General features: G+C 65.4%; 16 protein-coding genes. All 16 read right to left on the bottom strand.

Translation table 11 applies throughout. The features are described from left to right. Window positions 1-13: 13 nt before the first annotated feature. Entirely contained in the window at window positions 14-820 is an 807-nt protein-coding gene (locus tag R2B70_RS18330) for a carbon-nitrogen hydrolase family protein (RefSeq protein ID WP_216991199.1), read from the bottom strand. A gap of 102 nt (window positions 821-922) precedes the next feature. Next, window positions 923-4825 (bottom strand): YhdP family protein, encoded by a 3903-nt coding sequence (locus R2B70_RS18335; protein WP_318162179.1) that lies wholly within the window; start codon window positions 4823-4825, stop codon window positions 923-925. Beyond that, window positions 4826-6295, bottom strand: a complete 1470-nt coding sequence (gene rng / locus R2B70_RS18340; protein ID WP_039040432.1) for a ribonuclease G — start codon at window positions 6293-6295, stop codon at window positions 4826-4828. Window positions 6296-6374: 79 nt separating this feature from the next. Then, window positions 6375-6962, bottom strand: coding sequence for a Maf family protein (locus tag R2B70_RS18345; protein ID WP_128342118.1), 588 nt, complete (start codon window positions 6960-6962; stop codon window positions 6375-6377). A gap of 51 nt (window positions 6963-7013) precedes the next feature. After that, window positions 7014-7499, bottom strand: a complete 486-nt coding sequence (mreD, locus tag R2B70_RS18350; RefSeq protein ID WP_010672635.1) for a rod shape-determining protein MreD — start codon at window positions 7497-7499, stop codon at window positions 7014-7016. Next, on the bottom strand, window positions 7499-8386 hold the full coding sequence (gene mreC, locus R2B70_RS18355) for a rod shape-determining protein MreC (RefSeq protein WP_318162180.1): 888 nt from the start codon (window positions 8384-8386) through the stop codon (window positions 7499-7501). Before mreC ends, mreD begins: the two co-directional genes overlap by 1 nt. 41 nt (window positions 8387-8427) lie before the next feature. Next, entirely contained in the window at window positions 8428-9468 is a 1041-nt protein-coding gene (locus R2B70_RS18360; RefSeq protein WP_005308111.1) for a rod shape-determining protein, read from the bottom strand. 216 nt (window positions 9469-9684) lie between these two features. Beyond that, window positions 9685-13158, bottom strand: coding sequence for a DUF6701 domain-containing protein (locus R2B70_RS18365; protein ID WP_318162181.1), 3474 nt, complete (start codon window positions 13156-13158; stop codon window positions 9685-9687). After that, the gene (locus tag R2B70_RS18370) at window positions 13155-13622 is read right to left on the bottom strand and encodes an MSHA biogenesis protein MshP (RefSeq protein ID WP_412055152.1); all 468 of its coding nucleotides are present in this window, start codon (window positions 13620-13622) and stop codon (window positions 13155-13157) included. Before R2B70_RS18370 ends, R2B70_RS18365 begins: the two co-directional genes overlap by 4 nt. Beyond that, window positions 13612-14376, bottom strand: a complete 765-nt coding sequence (locus R2B70_RS18375) for a PilW family protein (RefSeq protein WP_244462938.1) — start codon at window positions 14374-14376, stop codon at window positions 13612-13614. Before R2B70_RS18375 ends, R2B70_RS18370 begins: the two co-directional genes overlap by 11 nt. Before the next feature lie 110 nt (window positions 14377-14486). Next, window positions 14487-15059 (bottom strand): prepilin-type N-terminal cleavage/methylation domain-containing protein, encoded by a 573-nt coding sequence (locus tag R2B70_RS18380; protein WP_318162182.1) that lies wholly within the window; start codon window positions 15057-15059, stop codon window positions 14487-14489. After that, window positions 15046-15522, bottom strand: a complete 477-nt coding sequence (locus R2B70_RS18385) for a prepilin-type N-terminal cleavage/methylation domain-containing protein (protein WP_318162183.1) — start codon at window positions 15520-15522, stop codon at window positions 15046-15048. The genes R2B70_RS18380 and R2B70_RS18385 overlap by 14 nt, the downstream gene beginning before the upstream one ends. Before the next feature lie 68 nt (window positions 15523-15590). Further along, on the bottom strand, window positions 15591-16028 hold the full coding sequence (locus R2B70_RS18390) for a prepilin-type N-terminal cleavage/methylation domain-containing protein (protein WP_209793778.1): 438 nt from the start codon (window positions 16026-16028) through the stop codon (window positions 15591-15593). Between the two features lie 18 nt (window positions 16029-16046). Beyond that, window positions 16047-16694: a type II secretion system protein gene (locus tag R2B70_RS18395; protein ID WP_318162184.1), complete on the bottom strand. Its 648-nt coding sequence runs from the start codon at window positions 16692-16694 to the stop codon at window positions 16047-16049. Between the two features lie 77 nt (window positions 16695-16771). After that, the gene (locus tag R2B70_RS18400) at window positions 16772-17230 is read right to left on the bottom strand and encodes a hypothetical protein (protein ID WP_318162185.1); all 459 of its coding nucleotides are present in this window, start codon (window positions 17228-17230) and stop codon (window positions 16772-16774) included. Window positions 17231-17746: 516 nt separating this feature from the next. Next, entirely contained in the window at window positions 17747-18967 is a 1221-nt protein-coding gene (locus R2B70_RS18405; RefSeq protein WP_318162186.1) for a type II secretion system F family protein, read from the bottom strand. Window positions 18968-18999 lie beyond the last annotated feature (32 nt).

Here is an 18999-nt window from a genome sequence, read left to right on the forward strand (position 1 = left end):
CACGGCCGCAGGTTCACAGCAGGCGGGCATGATCCAGCACCGGCATGGTGCGCTTCAACTCCTCGACAAGGCCGGCATCCATCTGCGCCAGCACTGTGCCCTGTCCGGTCTCCCGACACGCCAGCACCCGGCCCCAGGGGTCGATCACCATGCTGTGGCCCCAGGTCTGGCGCCCCGTCTCGTGGGTGCCCCCCTGGTTGGCGGCCACCACGTAGCACTGGTTCTCGATGGCGCGGGCCCGCAGCAGTGGCTCCCAGTGTGCCTCGCCGGTCACGGCGGTGAAGGCGGCAGGCACCAGCAGCACCCGGGCGCCGGCCCGGGCCAGCTGGCGGTACAGCTCGGGAAAGCGCAGATCATAACAGATCGACAGGCCGAGGGGACCAAGGGGGGAGTCCACCAGCACAGGCACCTCGCCGGGGCTGAAGGTCTCGGACTCCCGGTAGCGGCCGTGATTGTCCGCCACGTCCACGTCGAACAGGTGGATCTTGTGGTAGTGACCCCTGAGCTCACCGCTGGGGTCGAACACCAGGGAGCTGGTGTGGATATGGTCCGACCCCGGGATCCGGGTCGGCATGGCCCCGGCCACCAGCCAGATCCCGTGCTCCCTGGCCCAGGCGGCCAGCTGCTGCTGGATGGGGCCTTCCCCTATCGTCTCGGCACCGTCCAGATAACCCTGGCGCTCGCCGAACAGGGCGAAGTTCTCCGGCAGCAGGGCCAGCAGGGGACGCCGTGCCGGCAGGGCCGCCAGCTCGGCGTCAATCCGTGCCCGGTTGTCCTGCCAGTGACGGCCTGACACCAGTTGTATTGCGGCTAACCACATGACTCGCTCCTTGTCGTTGTTTGGCCCCCCGGGATGCACATCGCATCCAGGGTATCAGGCAGCACTATGCCCCCTCGCCGCCCGGCGCGGAAGATGGCCGGCTCAACGCTGGGCCGGCCCGCCGTGCTTGGGGGTGAGCAGGAAGGGGGTCACCTCCTCGGCGGGCAGGCTGGGCGCCACCGCGTCCACCGCCTCCTTCTGCTGCTGGTTGAGCTTGATGCGGGCGCGGTTGCGCCCCGCCTCGATCAGCCTGGGATCGTCCAGCGGGCCCGAGACCCTGAAGTCGATGCGGGTCACCACATCCACCACGGGCTCCAGCAGCTTGGAGAGCGCCAGCACGTAGAGTCCGGTGATCGGGGTCAGGGAGAAGGCCGCCACCACAGGCAGGGTCCCCCCCAGGTTCGGCGAGAAGCTCAGATCGTAGTCGAGCTGCCAGCGCACCAGATCGGCGATCCCCTCCCCGCGCAGGTTGCCCGCCGCCCCCTTCATGTAGAAGTCCTTGTTCTCCACCACCCCCTGGCTGACCTTGGCCGAGGCGGACATGGACTCGAAGTAGAAGCCCTTGTCGAAGACGTCGCGAAAATCGAGGCGCAGCTTGCGCAGCAGGGAGTCGAGGCTGAGCAGGGAGAGCAGCCGCGCCCCCTTGTCGTTCACCTCCCGCAGGGTCCCCCCTTCCAGCTGGTAGTCGGCGCTGCCGGCCAGAGTCGGCAGGCTCAGCCGGTAGGGGGTATCGCGCCAGTTCAGATCCAGCGCCAGCTTGCCCGGCGCATCGCCGATGGGGGAGGTAAAACCGAGCCGCTTGAGCAGCAGCTCGCTGTTCGGGGTGTCGAGGTGGAGCCGGGCCCGGGTCTGCATCTGGCCGGCACGCGCCAGCCACTCGGCGCCGCCGCGCAGGGTGCTGCCGGCCAGGCGCATCTCCAGCCCCTTGAGATCGAGCCGGTTGGCACCTGGGACCAGCTCCCCCTTCACCTCGCCCAGGGGCAGCTCGCCGAAGCGGCAGTCCACGCAGCTGAAGCGCAGCCAGGGGATGGCGTCCATGATGGCCTTGTCCTGGCGCGCATCGGGATCCGGGCTCAGGTCCGACCCCTTGCCGGACCAGTGGATGCGGGCAAACCTGGCGTCGATGGGCTGGCGGTCGGTCAGCGGCAGGCGCACCACCCCCATCACGTCCGGGCTGTCGATCATCACCTCGGTGGCTTGCTGTACCGGCCCCACGGTGAAGTGCACCGCCTTGAGGGTGGCGGTGCCGATGTCGGCCCGGGCCAGTTGGCCGTCCACCCACCACTCCTGGGGCAGGAAGGCGGGGCCCACCACCGCATTGCCGGTCGTCTCCTGCCCCTTGCCGGGCAGCCAGCGCGTGAGCCTGCCCAGCCAGCCCGCCACGTCCGCCTGCTGCTGGTTGATGGCGAGCAGCATGGGCCTGTCCTGGATCACGCGCGCGCCGGGCTGGCCGACGTTGACCCTCACCCGGCTCATGTAGGGAGCCCCCTCGCCGTAGACCAGGCGGCCCTGCATGTCCACGTCCGCCCCGAGCACGGCGCGGATGTCGGCACTGCCATCGCGACCGCGGGCGGTCACCTTGAGCGGCAGCCGGCTGCCGGCCGCCTTGGCGAGCGGCGCGGGCAGATCCAGCCCCATCCCCTGCAGGCTGGAGTCCAGCGCCAGCTGGAAGCTGAAAGGCTTGTCCTCCGGCAGGGTCAGCCCCAGGCTGCCCGCCCAGTTGCTGTTCCCCTGGAGCAGCTCCAGGGCCGGGATGTCCCGGCGCTGGCGGCGGCTGTCCCAGCTGCCCCTGAACTTGAGGTCGGCCTGATAGCCACGGGGCAGCAGCCTGCCCTCATAGTCCAGGGTCAGCGGCTGGTTCCAGAGGCTGGCCTTGAGGTTGTGAATGCGCGTGTGTTCATTGTCATATTCGAGCCTGCCCGCCACCTTCTCCAGGGGCAGATCCAGGGCGGCGATCCTGACCCTGTTGTCGTGGAAGCTGGCGTCCCCCCTGGCCTGGACCTCCCCCTTGCCGTCCAGCGGTATGTCCAGCTTGACCGTGCCCTTCATGGGGCCGCGGATCTCCACCTCCTGCAGCGCCTTCCCCACCGAGCCGCCGAGGGGCGAGTCCTGCAGGTAGTCGCTGACGGCCTGCCCCTCCCCCTCGACCCTGGCATCCACATAGAGGTGGGCGCCGGGGGAGAGATCCGGGATCCAGGCGTGGACCGAGTCGGAGCTGGCCTTGCCGAGCCGGGTCGAGCGGCTGCGCATGTCCAGCCCCGCGTTCTGGAACAGGAGATCGATCTGCAGGTCGGTCAGCGGCTGCCAGCCGGGGAAGAACTCGTAGGTGGCCTGTTCCAGCGGCACCGCCACCTGGAAGATCCCCTTGCCATTGTCATAGGGGAAGTCCCGGAACTCCCCGTACCAGAGCAGATCCGCCCCCTTGGCCCTGCCCCCCTTGATGGCCCCGCTCAGGTAGTCCACCAGGCCATCGCTCATCACGGCAAGGGGGTAGTAACGATCCGCATGGGCCGCATTCTTGACGTCGATGCGGCCGGTCAGGGCGAGGAAGGGATGATCGAACAGCTCCAGGCGAAAACGGCTGGCGAGGCGCAGGTCGGGGTTCTCCAGGGCGATGTCCTGGCCGTAGAGCACCCACCCCTCTGGAGTCTGCCACCAGTCGAGCCTGGCGCTCAGGCTGTCCACCGGGATCGGCACCTTGAAGTGGCGCGCCGGATCCACCTTGCCCTTGCCCAGGCTCAGGCGGGCGCTGCCGCCGGTCGGGGTCAGCCAGAAGTCGCCGTCCAGTTTCTGCAGGCCGGGCACGTCGTGCCAGGCCCGGGTCTCGAAGCCCCTGAGCTGCCCGCTCAGGGAGAGTCCCTGCCAGTCCCCGTCGGCCTGCAGCAGCAGATCCTGCAGCTGGCCCCTGGGCCGGGTGCGCTTGAGGGTCTCGGTCAGCTCGGGATAGAGGCCAGAGACCAGCTGGCTCAGGTTGGCCACCTGGTCGAGATCGATGGCGGGCACATAGCCCTGGATGCGATCCCCCATCCGTTCGAGCTGCAGACGGCTCTGCAACCAGGTGGCGCCGTCGAGCTTGAAGGTGACGTCGTGGCTGGCGAGCTGCCACTCCTCGCCGTCGCGGCGCAGCTGGATCTTGCCGCCCCGCAGATCGAGGCGGTGCGGCTCTCCCTTGACCTCGTCCTGCCAGATCAGGTGGTTGTTGCCAAAGGCCAGCAGGGAGTTGCCGAGCCGGCCCCCCTCGAACTCGCTCCAGAGCTGGAAGTCGAGCTGGCCGGTGACCCTGGGTTCACCGGCGTGGATCCTGGCCAGCATGGGGCTGATGTCGAGCTCGCTGGCCCCGAGATAGAGCTGCCCCTTGAGCCTGTCGAGGCGCACTTGCGGGGCATCCACGTCGATGATGAGGTCCAGGGTGCTCTCGCCCACCCCGTTGATGAGGTAGGCCTTGCCGACCCCCTGGTGGCGCTTGCCGCGGTTCTGCCAGCGCAGCTGGGCGATGTTGAGGGCGCGCACCTCCCCGAGCGCCGTGGTGAGGCTCAGGCGGCTGTCGTGAATGTCGAAGGTGGAGAGCTGGGTCAGCAGGAAGCGCAGCAGGGCCTCCTGCTGGTTCGGACCCTTGCCGCTGGCGGGGTCCGCGGGCTTAGTCAGATCCAGCGCGATGTCGCCGTCGCTGAGCAGCAGCTGGCCGAACACCGGCTTCCAGTCGTTGAGGGAACGCCAGAAGTCGAGGTGGGCCCAGACCTTGCCGAGCCGCAGGGAGAAGCGGCCCGAGTCCGGGGCGATGACGAGTCCTTCGAGTTCGAGGGCGGGGCCGCGCTGGGTCCAGTCCAGCCCGACGTGCTCGACGCTCACCTCCAGCTGGCTCTCCCCGAGCAGGGTCGCGATCACGGCCTGTCGGTGCTGGTTGAGCAGGGGGCCGCCGAGGCGCACCACGCTGACCAGGACGGCCAGCAGCACGAAGAGGACTCCGAGGGCCAACCAGCCCCGACTCAGCCAGCGATAGACCAATTACATCATCACCACGTCGAACTGCTCCTGACCGCAGAGGGGCTCGCTCACCACCCTGACCTGCTTGCCGATGAAGACCTCCAGCTCCGCCAGGCTGTGGGACTCCTCGCCCCTCAGGTAGTCCGCCACCGAGGGCGCCGCGTAGACGGTGAACTGATCCGCGTCGTAGGCGCGGTTGACCCGGATTATCTCCCGCAGGATCTCGAAGCAGACCGATTCCACCGTCTTGACCCGGCCGCGCCCCTTGCACTCGGGGCACTCGGCGCAGAGCACGTGCTCCAGGCTCTCGCGGGTGCGCTTGCGGGTCATCTCCACCAGGCCGAGCTGGGAGAAGCCGTTCACGTTGGTCTTGGCCCTGTCCTTGGCCAGCGCCAGCTCCAGGCTGTGCAGCACCCGGCGGCGGTGATCCTCGGACTGCATGTCGATGAAGTCGATGATGATGATGCCGCCGAGGTTGCGCAGCCGCAGGTGGCGGGCGATGGCGGCGGTCGCCTCGACGTTGGTGTTGAAGATGGTCTCTTCCAGGTTGCGGTGACCGACGAAGGCGCCGGTGTTGATGTCCACCGTGGTCATGGCTTCGGTCTGATCGATGATGAGGTAGCCGCCGGATTTCAGCTCCACCTTGCGCTCCAGGGCGCGCTGGATCTCGTTCTCCACGTCGTAGAGATCGAAGATCGGCGACTCGCCGGAGTAGTACTCCAGCTTGTTGGCGAGCTCGGGCACGTACTCCTCGGTGAAGCGCTTGAGCTGATCGAAGCTCTGGCGGGAGTCGACCCGGATCTTGTCGAGCTCGGCCCCGACGAAGTCGCGCACCACCCGGAACGCCAGGCTGGGATCCTCGTAGAGGATCTTGCAGGGGGGGTACTTCTGCTTGCGTTCCAGGATCTTGCGCCACAGGCGCTTCAAGAAGGCGGCGTCCTGCTCCAGCTCCTGCTCCCCCACCCCCTCGGCGGCGGTGCGGATGATGTAGCCACCGAGTTCGTCCACATAGCCGGCCACGGTGCGCTTGAGGCGTTCCCGCTCGGCTTCCGACTCGATGCGCTGGGACACCCCCACATGCGCACTCCCCGGCATGAAGACCAGGTAGCGGGAAGGCAGGGTGATGTCGGTGGTGAGGCGGGCCCCCTTGGTGCCCAGCGGATCTTTCACCACCTGCACCATGATGTCCTGCCCCTGGCGCACCAGCTCGGCGATGTTGCCGGCCTGGAACTGCTCCTTCTCCTTGATCGCCACGCACTCGGTGTGGGGGACTATGTCGGAGGCGTGCAGGAAGGCGGCCTTGTCCATGCCGATGTCGACGAAGGCGGCCTGCATGCCGGGCAGCACCCGGCTGATCTTGCCCTTGTAGATATTGCCCACTATGCCGCGCTTGGCCTGGCGCTCCACGTGCACTTCCTGCAGCAGGCCGTTCTCGACCAGGGCGACCCGGGTCTCGGAGGGGGTGACGTTCACCAGCAGTTCTACCGACATAAGTTACCTTGCCTTTCTAGTTTTGAATTCTGGCACGACGAACGACGGGTAACTCAGCAGCGCACCGCTGACGGGAGGATTACCGGGTCTGCTCGACGTGCTGCTTGATCAACAGATCCGTCTCCAGCAGGGGCAGGCCGACCACGGCGCTGTAGCTCCCCTCGATGCGGCTGACGAACTTGCCGGCAATGCCCTGGATGGCGTAGGCGCCGGCCTTGTCGCACGGCTCGCCGGTGCGCCAGTAGGCCTCGATCTCGGACTCGTCCAGCTTGCGAAACGCCACGTTGGTGGTGACCAGGCGCACGTCGCAGCGATCCGGGGTGGCCAGGGCCACCGCCGTCATCACCTGGTGCACCCGTCCGGAGAGCGCCTCCAGCATGTCCTTGGCGTCAAGCAGGTCGGAGGGCTTCTCCAGCACCCGCTCCCCCAGCACCACTATGGTGTCCGCCCCCAGCACGGGCAGCGCCGTGGGCGCCGCGGCCACGCCGGCCATGGCCTTGTCGCGGGCGAGCCGGCAGACGTAGTCCTGGGGCTTCTCCCCCTCGCCGCGCTGCTCGGGCACATCCAGCCTGAGCACCTCGAAGCGGTAGCCCAGCTGGGTCAGGAGTTCGTGCCGGCGGGGCGAGCCCGAGGCGAGATAGAGTTGCAGTTCGTTGTGCTTGTTCATATTCACTCAATGGGGCGAGGCGTGGTCACAATCCGTTGTTTTTGCTCACATTCACTTGATATTGAAGCGACGCCGCACCTTGCGCAAGACCATAAAAATCCAGGGCCATATTAACATCGTCGTCAACGTCGACCAAAAATAGGCGAAATTGAGGCTGGCCCGGCTGAACAGGTGCTCGGCCCAGAACACGGTGATCTTCCCCACCAGGGAGAGCAGGCCGATGATCAGCGCCTGCTGCCAGAGGGAGAAGTTGCGGATCTTCTGGAACTGGAAGGCCGCCAGATAGGTGGTGATGGCCATGGCCATGGCCCGCACCCCGAGGGTGCTGCCGAGCAGCACGTCCAGCAGCAGGCCCGCCACCCAGGCGGTGCCGACGTTGGTGCGGTGCGGCAGCGCCAGCGCCCAGTAGATGAGCACCATGGCGAGCCAGTCCGGCCGGAAGGGCTCGAACTGGAACGGAAGCGGCAGGATGGAGAGACACAGGGCCAGCAGGATCGAACACCAGATCCAGATCCTGCCGCTGGCGGGTTGCAGCATCAGCGCGTCGCCCCCGCCGCCGAGGCGCTCGCCGCGGGCTCCTCATCCTTGTCGTGCACTTCCGGTTTCTTGTCGGTCCACAGCAGCAGCAGGTAGCGCAGACGGTCCAGCGCCACCAGGGGCTTGGCCTCGATCTGGGCGAAAGGCTTGCCCTCCACGTAGTCGGAGCGGGTTACGGTCGCCACCGGATAGCCTTCCGGGAAGCGGCCGCCCAGGCCCGAGGTGACCAGCAGATCGCCGACCTGGACGTCGGTGTTGCGCGGCAGGTTGCGCAGCTCCAGCTTGTCCAGTTCGCCACTGCCGGAGGCGATGGCGCGCAGGTCGTTGCGCAGCACCCGCACCGGGATGCCGTGGCTGGAGTCGGTGATGAGCAGGACGCGACTGGTGGTGGATCCCACGTGCAGCACCTGGCCGACCACCCCCTGATCGTTGATCACCGGCTGGCCGTTGTAGACGCCGTCCAGCGCCCCCTTGTTGATCAGCACCTGATGGCTGAAGGGGTCGGAATCCACCGACAGCAGCTCGGCCACCATCTTGCGGGACTCCTTGTGCACCGGCGACCCCAGCAGCTCGCGCAGACGCTGGTTCTCGTGCTCCAGTTGATCCATCTTGAGCAGCCGGGAGCGCAGGGTGAACAGTTGCTGCTCCTGCTGCTTGGTCTGCTCGATGAGGTCGGCACGGGTCTGCACCTGGGTCGACATGGTGTCGAGCAGGGTGCCGGGGGCGTTGGCGATGTACTGCAGCGGGCTCACCAGGGAGCTCAGATAGACGCGGGCGTGCGCAAACACACCGAAGCGGGAATCCGCGACGATGGCAGCGACGGAGATGATGACGGCGAGAAACAACCGTAACTGAAGCGAAGGGCCTCTACCGAAGATGGGTTTCATGAGTCGTCAAAAAAGAGCCGGCGCTCGGCCGGCTTTGGGTCTTATTCGTAGTGGAACAGATCGCCACCGTGCATATCGATCAGCTCCAGCGCCTTGCCACCGCCACGGGCGACACAGGTGAGGGGATCTTCAGCCACGACGACCGGGATGCCGGTCTCTTCCATCAGCAGACGGTCGATGTCTTTGAGCAGGGCGCCACCACCGGTCAGCACCATGCCGCGCTCGGAGATGTCGGACGCCAGCTCGGGCGGAGACTGCTCCAGGGCCACCATGACGGCGGAGACGATGCCGGACAGCGGCTCTTGCAGCGCTTCCAGGATCTCGTTGGAGTTCAGGGTGAAGCTGCGCGGCACCCCTTCGGCCAGGTTGCGACCGCGGACTTCGATCTCGCGCACCTCTTCGCCCGGGTAGGCGGAGCCGATCTCGTGCTTGATGCGCTCGGCGGTGGCTTCACCGATCAGGCTGCCGTAGTTGCGACGCACGTAGCTGATGATGGCTTCATCGAACTTGTCGCCACCGATGCGCACGGACTGGGAGTAGACCACACCGTTCAGGGAGATGATGGCCACTTCTGTGGTACCGCCACCGATGTCCACCACCATGGAACCGGTCGCTTCGGAGACCGGCAGGCCGGCACCGATGGCGGCAGCCATGGGTTCGTCGATGAGGTAGACCTCGCGGGCGCCGGCGCCCAGAGCGGATTCCTTGATGGCACGGCGCTCGACCTGAGTGGAGCCGCACGGCACGCACACCAGCACGCGCGGGCTGGGGCGGAAATAGTTGTTGTCGTGAACCTGTTTGATGAAGTGCTGCAGCATCTTCTCGGTCACGTAGAAGTCGGCGATCACGCCGTCCTTCATCGGACGAATGGCGGAGATGTTACCAGGGGTACGACCCAGCATCTGCTTGGCGGCATGACCGACGGCAGCGACCGATTTGGCGTTCCCGCGCTCTTGGCGAATGGCGACAACTGAGGGTTCGTTAAGGACGATCCCTTGATCTTTTACGTAGATCAGGGTGTTGGCAGTTCCCAAATCGATCGACAGATCGTTGGAAAAGACGCCTCTGAGCTTTTTGAACATGGCTACGGGAAATCCTAAGAATTTGGAGGTGCAGAAAACCGGCTAACTTTACCAATGCCCACCCCAATGGGCAAGCGCTCAAACTGTCGCCAGTCAATCAGGCGCGACAAAAATGCGAGTCATCACTCACCCGCTCAGGCCGACAAACACTAAGAAACAAGGAGATAAGACGCGGCTGTACAGCAATGCGTCTCTCTCCCCGCCGCCGCACGGATGTCAGGGCATCACTTCACGGCGATAAATAATGCGGTCATTGCCCCTATCCCGGCCAAAGATGGCCTCTCCCAGCAGGTGATCCGCCGTGGCCGGGTCCGCCAGCCAGAGCGGAGCCAGGGGTTGCAATGGCAGCTTGTCCAGCTGTATCCGGTAGGGAATGCGCACGCTCTGGTTCGGCGCGGCGAAGTGGAACCGGGTCTCCCCGCCCTCGACACTGGCCTGGCTGCCGCCGGGAGCGACCTGACCCAGGCCGAGGCGGATCCGGGTGCCATCCTTGAGGCTCAGGTCCCCGGTCGCGGCGTCATAATGCTGCTCGGGATCGGTGAAGAGAATGCCGTCCCCCGCCAGGGACAGCCGGGTGCAGAGATCCTGCTGGTTGACGCGCCACCGGCCCCCTTCGAAATACTGCACCTGGAGCGGCAGCGCCAGCGGGGCGCTGGCCTCCCCCTGACGAGTGCTGGCGAGCAGCCGGCCGTAGTAGGCGATCATGGTGTCGCTCGTTCCCTGCGGGATCTGCAGCTGCTTCGCGGTGCAGCTCACCCCGGCCTGGCAGTCACCCGTCACGGCCGGATTCATGTCCCGATCCGCGAGGAAGCTGGTCTCGGGAGCTTCACCGTCCGCCACCCTGAGGCCGAGCCGCAGAGCCCGCAGGGGCTCCTCTGGTGCTGTCAGGCCCGGGGTCAGCTCGCGCAATCGCATAAAGCGGCTCTGGCCGGTGAAGTCCGCCACGCCAGCGGACCAGCTGGTCACCAGGGGATCCAGCCGGTTGGAGCGATCCACCCCGTCCTGGTCGTTGGCGGCCACCAGGGAGAGCGTGCCCCTGGCAAAGGCCCCACGGTAGTTCTTCGTAATCCCCCCCTCCTTGTTGCGCGCCTGTACCGTCGTCTGCACCCCAAACGGCTGGCTCATGTAGCTGAAGCCGCCGCAGGCCGGGGTGACGGTGCCGCTCACCAGGTGGAAGTCCCAGGGCACGAAGCGCCCCAACGGCACGCTGGTCGCGGCGGGGATGGTGTAGTTGAAATAGCCTGCTGCCGGGGGGGTCGCCGTCATCCGGAAGACCCCGACCTCGTTGACCGATTGGCCGACGGGGTTGAGGTTGTTGCTGCCTTTCGCGTTTGAGTGGTCATAACTGGCCGTACCGACCACCGCCTCTTCCCCTGGTTTGGGGGCCACCAGCTCGCTGCCCAGCGCAATATTGGCCAGCGCGAAGTTGGGGGTCGCCAGGTTGTCGCGGCACAAGTCTTTGTCATCGTCCGCTTGCCAGGCCACGGCCGCGATATTCAGCTGGAAATCCTCCCCCGTCTTCTTGAACACCGGACAACTGGCATCCCCTGCCGCGCAGGCCCCCTGAGTTGGCGTGATGCAGAGCCCGACCGGGCGGCTCACGAACAGATCCGACCCCGTCATCACCAGGCCTGCCGTGTCGCCGCTGCCATCGTGGCGGGCATTGAGCCGCATCTGGCCCGCATCCGGGTAGTTCACTCGCTTCAGCGTCGCCTTGCCCTGGCTGTCGAAGTTCACGTTGATGACAGTGCCCGCCGGCGAAGCCACATTGGCGGCATAAGTCGAGACAGGGTTGCCATCTATCCGGATCTGACTGCCAAATGCATTGGCATTGGGGGTGACATAAGACCCCCAGAAGCTGACCGGCTTGCTCACGCCGGCGAAGCCGGGGACGCACTGCTTGGTCGCATCGTCTTTCTTGACGGCGCTGATCACCACATCCTGCGGCTTGTTCGCCAGGGTATCCGGCACATCGAACAGGAAGCCGCTGTCGGCGAAGCTGAGTGTGCAGGCGGCGACACTAGGCACTCCGCCGCCCGCCTGGCACAGGGTCGGGTGCTGGAATGCCGGCGTCGAGCTGGCCACGCCCATGGTCACCGTGCCCGCCGTGTTGTTGTGCAGCCGTGTCGTGGTCGAGCCGCCGCTGAAGGTCAGCTGGCTGCCCCCCACCCAGCCATTGCTGGCGGTATCGGGGGTGAGGCTCAGGGACGCGCTGACCTGCTCGGCGACGAGCCGGGAACAGTTCGCATCGGCACAGGCCTTGATGACCACAGTCTCGGGGTTGCAGGTGAGCGCCTGGCCGGAGTGGCTGAGCTCGAAGTGATCGATCTGGGACCCGCCCGTGCTCCCCCCGCAGGTGTTACCACCGAGGTCCACCTTGTCGACGGCATCCTGATCGAAGTAGTAGTCACCGTTTCCGCTGATATCGACATTGCCTCCCGTCGCCAGCGCCCCTTCGAGCGTGGCGTTGCCGGCCATGCGGACATTGCCCGCCACATAGACGACGGCATTGATCTGGTTCTGGCCGGCGATGGAGAGATCCCCCTTCACGTAGATGAAGAGATGCTCGGGCGGATTCTGGAGGTTGAGCCTGGCGTTGTTCAGATCCAGGTTGTTGAAATAGAGCCTCGCCGTCACGCCGGTGGCGATGATCTCGGCCTGGTTGCTGATGGTGCCGTCGTCGAAGTCGTGATCCCCGGGTCCGAAGCTGTTGCCGCTGTGGCCGGTGCAGCTGGTGCCACTCCCCTGCTTGCTGCACACCAGATCCCCAAGGGGGGGCACCAGCACACCGGGGGGCGGTGTCATGCTGGCCCCCTCCGTCGGGGGATCGGTAAAGATATCCTTGCAGGTGGAGGAAGCCACGTCGTAGATGACCCTGCTGTCGCCCTTCAAGTTGACGTGCCTGGCACTTAGTTGGCCTCTCAGCACCACCTGATTCTCGAAGGTAGCGTCCCCTTCCGCATAATAACGCCCCTCCAGCTGGCCATTGCCGGTAAACAGCAGATTACCAACCGCATATACATTGAGTCCGGCGCCAGTCTGGAATCGCGCGTCGTTGTGAACTGTGAAGTTTCCCTTGATATAGAGCGAGGTGATACCCAGGCCCACCAACCTGATGGTGCCGGAACTCAGGGTCAGATCCCCCTCGATGATATAGGTCTTGCCCGCAGTCAACGTCATCACACCGTTGTTTTGCAACGTCACGTTCTTCATCACATAGCTTGAGTAAGCGTCCGAGAAACTGACCTCTCCCGAGCCATTCGCCGCGACCGAGCCGTCTATGGTCAGGTTGCCGAGATCCCAGCGACTACTGCTGGCCGCCTTGCCGTAGTTGGGGGTGGTCCCGAGCATGACGCTGGGGGTCGTCCAGTTGGCGACGGTATAGCTGGCGGGATCCGTGCTGCCGGGGAAGGTGGGTCTGCTCTGCTTCAGGCTGGCTACCCCGGTCACTTGGCACTTGCCTGTGCCGCAGGCCTGCGGGCTCATCTCATAGTCGTAACCCGTTACCCGCTTGAAACAGACCTCTAACCCCTTGTAACTCTCAACACGGGCGCCGGACTGCATGTAGAGGGTGCCCGCCGCATCGTGACTCTGAATAGGGCCAGGAAAGACACTATTGCAGTTCAGCACCGCATGAGCCGGCAGGTCGAACAGTAACAGGAGCATGGCGCCACAGAAACGCAGGATCATGGATTCCCTCCATCGAAGGCTTCCGCCACCAGGGTACGGCTCACGGCAAAGTCCGGGTTGGGGCCACTGTTCACACCCGGATCGCCGCAGCGCCCTTCGCTGCGAAATCTGTAGCCGGTCTGGGTCCCGCCGGCCGCGCTCACGGTGATCTGCTGACAGCTCACTTCGGCTTCGCAATCCGCCAGTCCGGGCAGCGCAAAGGCGGTCGTGGTCGATGCATCGCACCGCTGGGCGGTCCACTCGTCATTGGGATAGAGCCGGTACAGCGCGATCTCCAGCCCGCTCTGGGCCGCCATCAGGGCCCGCACTCCGCGCACCTCCACCCCGTGCTTCTCGCCGCTGTCCACCAGGAAGCGCCCCATGGCCGCGGCCAGCAGCGCCATGATGACGATGACGAAGAGGGCGATCATGATGGCGCTGCCACGCTGGGTGCCGGGGGGAAGGGGGCGGGCGTCAGGGGACATTGAGCGTCTCCAGCTTGTGGTTGAAGAGGACGCGCTCGCCGCGCTGCTCGAACTCCAGCCTCAGCCCCACCTCGCTCTGGCTGAAGGCGGCGGGCTCCCGGTAGAAGTAGTGAGCCGCCGGGCGGACATGCTCGGCCATCAAAACCGGCGTGCTGGCGGCGATATCGGTTCCGATGGCGGCGCTGGCCCGCATCAGCCGGCTTCCCGCCACGCAGTAGCGCACCTGCCGGCTGGCAAAATAGATGCGCTGCCCCGGGGAGCCCTTGGCGAAGGTGCCCTGCACCGTCAGCGGCAGCGCCCCCGAGACCGGGCTCCCCACGGTATCGACTTTGGCCACGCACCTGCCGTGCAGGCAGCCCTGATCCAGGGTCAGCAGGGGATCGGCGAGGGGATAGACGATGGCAAGGTCTTGATCCTGCCTGGGAAGCACGGTCGGCGTCACTATGGCGAGATCGCTGCCGAGGCCGGTGCCCAGGTAGCGGCTGGCGGTGACGATGGGCCAGAAGCGCAGGCAGACCCCCTGCTCCATGGCGCTGCCACCCTCGTCCTCGATGCGCACCGAGCCCGGCACGGCGTCCCGCACCTCGCGATTGAGCCGCTCCAGGGCGAAGCGGGCATCGCTCATCAGCTGTTCGCGGCGGCTGGCGTCCCCGTAGATCTGGGTGCCGATGCCGATGAACTGGCTGGAGAAGGTGGCCATGACCCCGAGCAGCAGGATCACCATCACCAGTTCGACCAGGGTGAAGCCCTGCATACGCCTGGGTTGGGCGCAGGTTCGATGAGCGAAGCCTGATCGGACGCGGTAACGGGTTGTGGTAACCAATGCGCAATCGGACGCGGCATAAGGGGAATGCGGCTTGTCCATCAATAGTTCCCCCGATAGAGGGCAAAGGCCAGCTCGCTCTTATCCGGCAGCCGCACGGCCAACTCGATGCGCTTGCCGATGGACTCGGCACCATGGCCCGTGCTGCCAAAGAGCGCGTCCGGCACGACCGCGATCTTCACCCGATAGTGGCGATACTCCTCCTCGCTGACACCGGCCGCGGTCTGGGTAAAGCGGTTGGCCGCCACCCAGCTGCCCCCGGTGTCGAAATCGTCCACGTCGTTGAATTCATAGGGACGGGTCTCGCCGCCGTCCGGGCCATAGTCGGCACTCGCCGTGCAGGGGGCATGGGCTATGGGAGGCGTGCCGGCGGTCTCGCCGCAGCGAAAACGGCCGCCGTTGTGATCGGAATGCTCATCGAAGGACTTCTCCAGCACCTCGTTCAGGATGCGCTGGGCCAGCTGGGCCGCCCGCACCTGCTGTACCGGATCCACCGACTGGGGCGCCTGGTTGATGAGCAGCCCCAGAATACCGGTCAACGCCACGGCCAGCAGCACCATGCCGACCACGAACTCTATCAGGGTGAAGCCGCGCCGGGCCTTAAGGGATCGCATGGACATAACCTTCCGGCTCGATGCGCAGCCGGGCGCTCTCCTGCCCGCTGCTCACCACCAGATTGCAGCCATTGATGCAGGTTGAGGGTGAGAGCGGACGACCGCTTCGCTTGTCGAAAGAGAAGCTGCCTTGGGGGAGGGAGACGCCACCGGAGGCCGTGACCAGACGCCCACGGGTCTGCTCATCCGCACTCCAGCCGGAGATGGGGGCGGGGGCGCAGCTCGCCCTGGTCAGATGGCCAAAGCGCCCCGCCTCCAATACCAGCTGGGTGCAGCGCGCCTCCCCTTCCTGCATGTTCATGGTCTGCACCAGCCGCAGCCGGGCCACCAGCTCGTCGCGCAGCGTATGGGTTTCAAAGCCGCCTTTGCCCAGCCACTTGGGCACGGCAAAGGCGGCCAGAATCCCGAGCAACAGGATCACGATCACCAGTTCAATCAGGGTGAAACCCTTGGTTGTCGTCATTCACGCTCTCATCGGGAATATCAGGGATAAAGAAAAAGCGAGGCCGAAGCCTCGCCAGAGCAAAACGATTAGCAACCGCTGAGCGTTGTTACGGCAGCAGAGGTATCACTCGCTTCTTTGTAGTTCACGGTGCATTTGGAGCTACTGGTAGAGAAGACATAGTTACCCGGAGCACTGGAAACCTTGCCGCTCCAGGAGCCATCGATTGTCACCGCATTCTTGATCCCTGCATCAGATGCTTTCGGATAGCCATAAGCTGTTTCAATGGCCGTACCATCAGAACCGGTTACAGACGCACTACTCACTCGCTCTTCACCTTCCAACGCAGATTTGCTATAGACCAGCTGAGCGGAGCTGCTTACGGCAGCCTGCACGCCCTGCGCGGCAGACTTCTTGGCATCATCCTGCAGATTCAGGAACTTGGGCGCGGCGGTGACCGCCAGAATGCCCAGGATGATGATCACGATCACCAGTTCGATCAGGGTAAAACCCGATTGCTTCTTCATTGCGTTTTCCTCGGTTTATCAATTGATATGGGTGGTCACCTGGCCTGAGGCCGGGCGATAACTGAAACTCATGTAGGCATCGGTGCTCCCTTGCGGGTCCTGATAGCGCCCATCACTGCCCTTGCTCAGGCTGTTGACCAGATAGTAACGGCAGACCGAATCCAGCCCGTTGTTGCTCACGGTGGCATAGAACTTCAGGTCATTGCCGCTACCGCGCACCTCGTCAAAGCTGGCAGTCGCCTTGGGAGGATTCTGCAGCAGTCCCTCCCAGATATTGAGGCAGCGGGCCGCCGTCAGATTGGCCGGATCCACATCGGGAGCGCCGCTCGCCGCCGTGTCCATGGGATACCCCGGAGAGAGCTCGCCATTGCTGACCTGGCTGTCGGTTGGCGTCGTCAGGTAAAAACGGGAGCCGTCATAGAGCACCGTATTGAGCCCGTCCTGCTTGGCCCGTCCTTCGGCCTCCCATTGGGCCCGCACCAGGGAGACCCCGGTGGCGAAACCGCCGGACACCCCCTCCACGCTCGCCTTCTTCGCCTCGTCGGTCACGTCGAGGAAGCGGGGCAAGGCGGTGACGGCCAGGATCCCCAGGATCACGATGACGATCACCAGCTCGATCAGGGAAAAACCGGCCATCCGGCCAGGACTCACTCTCTTTGCTGCCATGCTGCCTCCGTAATGGTCCGCATTATTTCATGTGAACAGAAAAAAATCATGCCGCTGAAGCACTTGAGCGTACCGGCTCAAGGCTTGCCCACCCGGCCATCGCGAAAACGGTAGCTCAGCCACTGGCCTTCCCAGCCAAACTCGCACCCCCCCCCATCCCGGCTGGCGAGGGCCTGCCAGGCTGGCAGGGCCCGATCCTCTGGGCCGATCAGGGCCAGCCACAACCGGCGGCAGTTCTCGGATGGCGAGCCCAGCGGCAGGACCGCCAGGGGCCAGCCCCGATCGTCGAACTGCCAGGCCAGCCCCTCGGCATGGAGCACGGCGGGGCGCCGCTCATCGAGCCAGCGCCCGTGCAGCCGCTGGACCCGCTCGGCGAATTGCTCCCCGAGCAGGCTCAGGCTGACCGCCAGCGCCTCTTCCCGGTGGCTGCGATAGCTCGTGGCCAGGGTGGTAAGGATGACCAGCAGCAGGACGAGGGCGACCATCCGCCTGTATCCTCCCAGCCAACGCTGATCCTGCTCCGACTGTCTGCTCATGCCTTCCCGCCCCTTGTCTACCACGCACCGCTCGCATCATGTCCCCCACCAGGAGGAGTGAAGATGCCGGACCACATCATTGACCGCGCACGCCCCTTATCATGACCCCCACCAAGAGGAGTGAAGATGCCGGACCACATCATTGACCGCGCACGGCACGCATCATGACCCCCACCAGGAGGAGTGAAGATGCCGGACCACATCACTGACCGCGCACCGCTCGCATCATGCCCCTCACCGGGAGGAGTGAAGATGCCGAACCACATCATTGACCGCGCACCGCTCGCATCATGTCCCCCACCAAGAGGAGTGAAGATGCCGGACCACATCATTGACCGCGCACGGCCCTCATCATGACCCCCACCAAGAGGAGTGAAGATGCCGGACCACATCATTGACCGCGCACGGCACGCATCATGTCCCCACCAGGAGGAGTGAAGATGCCGAACCACATCATTGACCGCGCACGGCACGCATCATGTCCCCCACCAGGAGGAGTGAAGATGCCGGACCACATCACTGACCGCGCACGGCACGCATCATGTCCCACATGGGCGTAAAGATGCCGAGCGCCAGCACCAGCACCATGACCGCCACTATGCCGATCAGGATGGGTTCGATGCGGGCGGTGAGGCTCTTGAGGTCGTAGTCCACCTCCCGCTCGTAATATTCGGCCGCCTCGTGCAGCAACTCGTCCACCTGGCCCGTCTCTTCCCCCACCGCGATCATCTGCATCACTAGGGGGGTGAACAGGCCGCTGGCCCCGGCGGTGCGCAGCAGGCTCTCACCCCGCTCGATGCCGCCCCGCATGTCGCGGATCCGCCCCGCCATATACGCATTGTCCACCGCATCGGCCACCAGGGTCAGCGCCGTGTTCAGCGGCACCCCCGCCTTGAGCATCATGGAGAAGCTGCGGGCGAAGCGGGCCAGCAGGGAGCGCTCTATGATGGAGCCGACGATGGGCAGTCTGAGCTGCCATCTGTGCCAGGCCAGCCTGCCCCTGGTCGTGGCAACCCAGCGGCGCCAGCCGACGACAGCCCCCACCAGGATGGCCAGCAGCAGCCACCAGTAGTGGACGAAGAAGTGGGAGGTGGCGAGCAGGATCCGGGTCGCCAGCGGCAGCTCCACCCCGAACTTGGCGAACATGTTGGCAAAGACCGGGATCACCATGATGTTGAGGATCACCATGGCGACGGCGATGGCGATCATCACGAAGCTGGGGTAGCGCATGGCGGTCTTGATCCGCTTGCGGGTCTCCAGCTCCAGATCGAAGTAGTTGGCGAGCTGCAGGAAGGCCTCCTCCAGCTGGCCGGTATTCTCCCCCACGTGGATGATGGCCACGAACAGGCTGCTGAACACCCTGGGGTGGGCCTGCATGGAGCTCGAGAGCGGCCGGCCATTGCCGAGATCCTCTCCCAGGGCGTGGAGCGCCCGCTTGAGGGGCTTGCTGTGGGCGCTCTCCTCCAGCCCGGCGATGGCGCGCAGTATGGGAATGCCCGCCCGGGTCAGGGCATACATCTGGCGGCTGAACACCACCAGCTCCTCCAGCTTGACGCTCCCCTCCAGCAGCAGGGACCAGTCGATGGCGGCAGACCTGGCCTGGCCGGCCTTCAACTCGGTGGGCATGACCCCGCGGCGCATCAGCTGCTCGGCGGCGGCCAGCTCGCTGGCGGCCTCCACCACGCCGCTGACGGCCTGCCCCTGGCTGTCGCGCCCCTTGTAGGCAAAGCGGCTCATGGGCGACCTCGATCGCCCGGGGGGCACTGTGA

Source organism: Aeromonas sp. XH, from assembly GCF_033348475.1.
GTDB classification, from domain to species: domain Bacteria; phylum Pseudomonadota; class Gammaproteobacteria; order Enterobacterales; family Aeromonadaceae; genus Aeromonas; species Aeromonas sanarellii.

What these genes read in the sequence shown, in the direction of transcription:
- R2B70_RS18380 (WP_318162182.1), bottom strand. Translation starts at nt 15,059, where the DNA reads ATGCGATCCCTTAAGGCCCGGCGCGGCTTCACCCTGATAGAGTTCGTG.
- mreC (WP_318162180.1), bottom strand. Translation starts at nt 8,386, where the DNA reads ATGAAACCCATCTTCGGTAGAGGCCCTTCGCTTCAGTTACGGTTGTTT.
- R2B70_RS18330 (WP_216991199.1), bottom strand. Translation starts at nt 820, where the DNA reads ATGTGGTTAGCCGCAATACAACTGGTGTCAGGCCGTCACTGGCAGGAC.
- R2B70_RS18345 (WP_128342118.1), bottom strand. Translation starts at nt 6,962, where the DNA reads ATGAACAAGCACAACGAACTGCAACTCTATCTCGCCTCGGGCTCGCCC.
- R2B70_RS18385 (WP_318162183.1), bottom strand. Translation starts at nt 15,522, where the DNA reads ATGACGACAACCAAGGGTTTCACCCTGATTGAACTGGTGATCGTGATC.
- R2B70_RS18405 (WP_318162186.1), bottom strand. Translation starts at nt 18,967, where the DNA reads ATGAGCCGCTTTGCCTACAAGGGGCGCGACAGCCAGGGGCAGGCCGTC.
- mreD (WP_010672635.1), bottom strand. Translation starts at nt 7,499, where the DNA reads ATGCTGCAACCCGCCAGCGGCAGGATCTGGATCTGGTGTTCGATCCTG.
- R2B70_RS18375 (WP_244462938.1), bottom strand. Translation starts at nt 14,376, where the DNA reads ATGCAGGGCTTCACCCTGGTCGAACTGGTGATGGTGATCCTGCTGCTC.
- R2B70_RS18390 (WP_209793778.1), bottom strand. Translation starts at nt 16,028, where the DNA reads ATGAAGAAGCAATCGGGTTTTACCCTGATCGAACTGGTGATCGTGATC.
- R2B70_RS18370 (WP_412055152.1), bottom strand. Translation starts at nt 13,622, where the DNA reads ATGTCCCCTGACGCCCGCCCCCTTCCCCCCGGCACCCAGCGTGGCAGC.
- R2B70_RS18400 (WP_318162185.1), bottom strand. Translation starts at nt 17,230, where the DNA reads ATGAGCAGACAGTCGGAGCAGGATCAGCGTTGGCTGGGAGGATACAGG.
- R2B70_RS18360 (WP_005308111.1), bottom strand. Translation starts at nt 9,468, where the DNA reads ATGTTCAAAAAGCTCAGAGGCGTCTTTTCCAACGATCTGTCGATCGAT.
- rng (WP_039040432.1), bottom strand. Translation starts at nt 6,295, where the DNA reads ATGTCGGTAGAACTGCTGGTGAACGTCACCCCCTCCGAGACCCGGGTC.
- R2B70_RS18395 (WP_318162184.1), bottom strand. Translation starts at nt 16,694, where the DNA reads ATGGCAGCAAAGAGAGTGAGTCCTGGCCGGATGGCCGGTTTTTCCCTG.
- R2B70_RS18365 (WP_318162181.1), bottom strand. Translation starts at nt 13,158, where the DNA reads ATGATCCTGCGTTTCTGTGGCGCCATGCTCCTGTTACTGTTCGACCTG.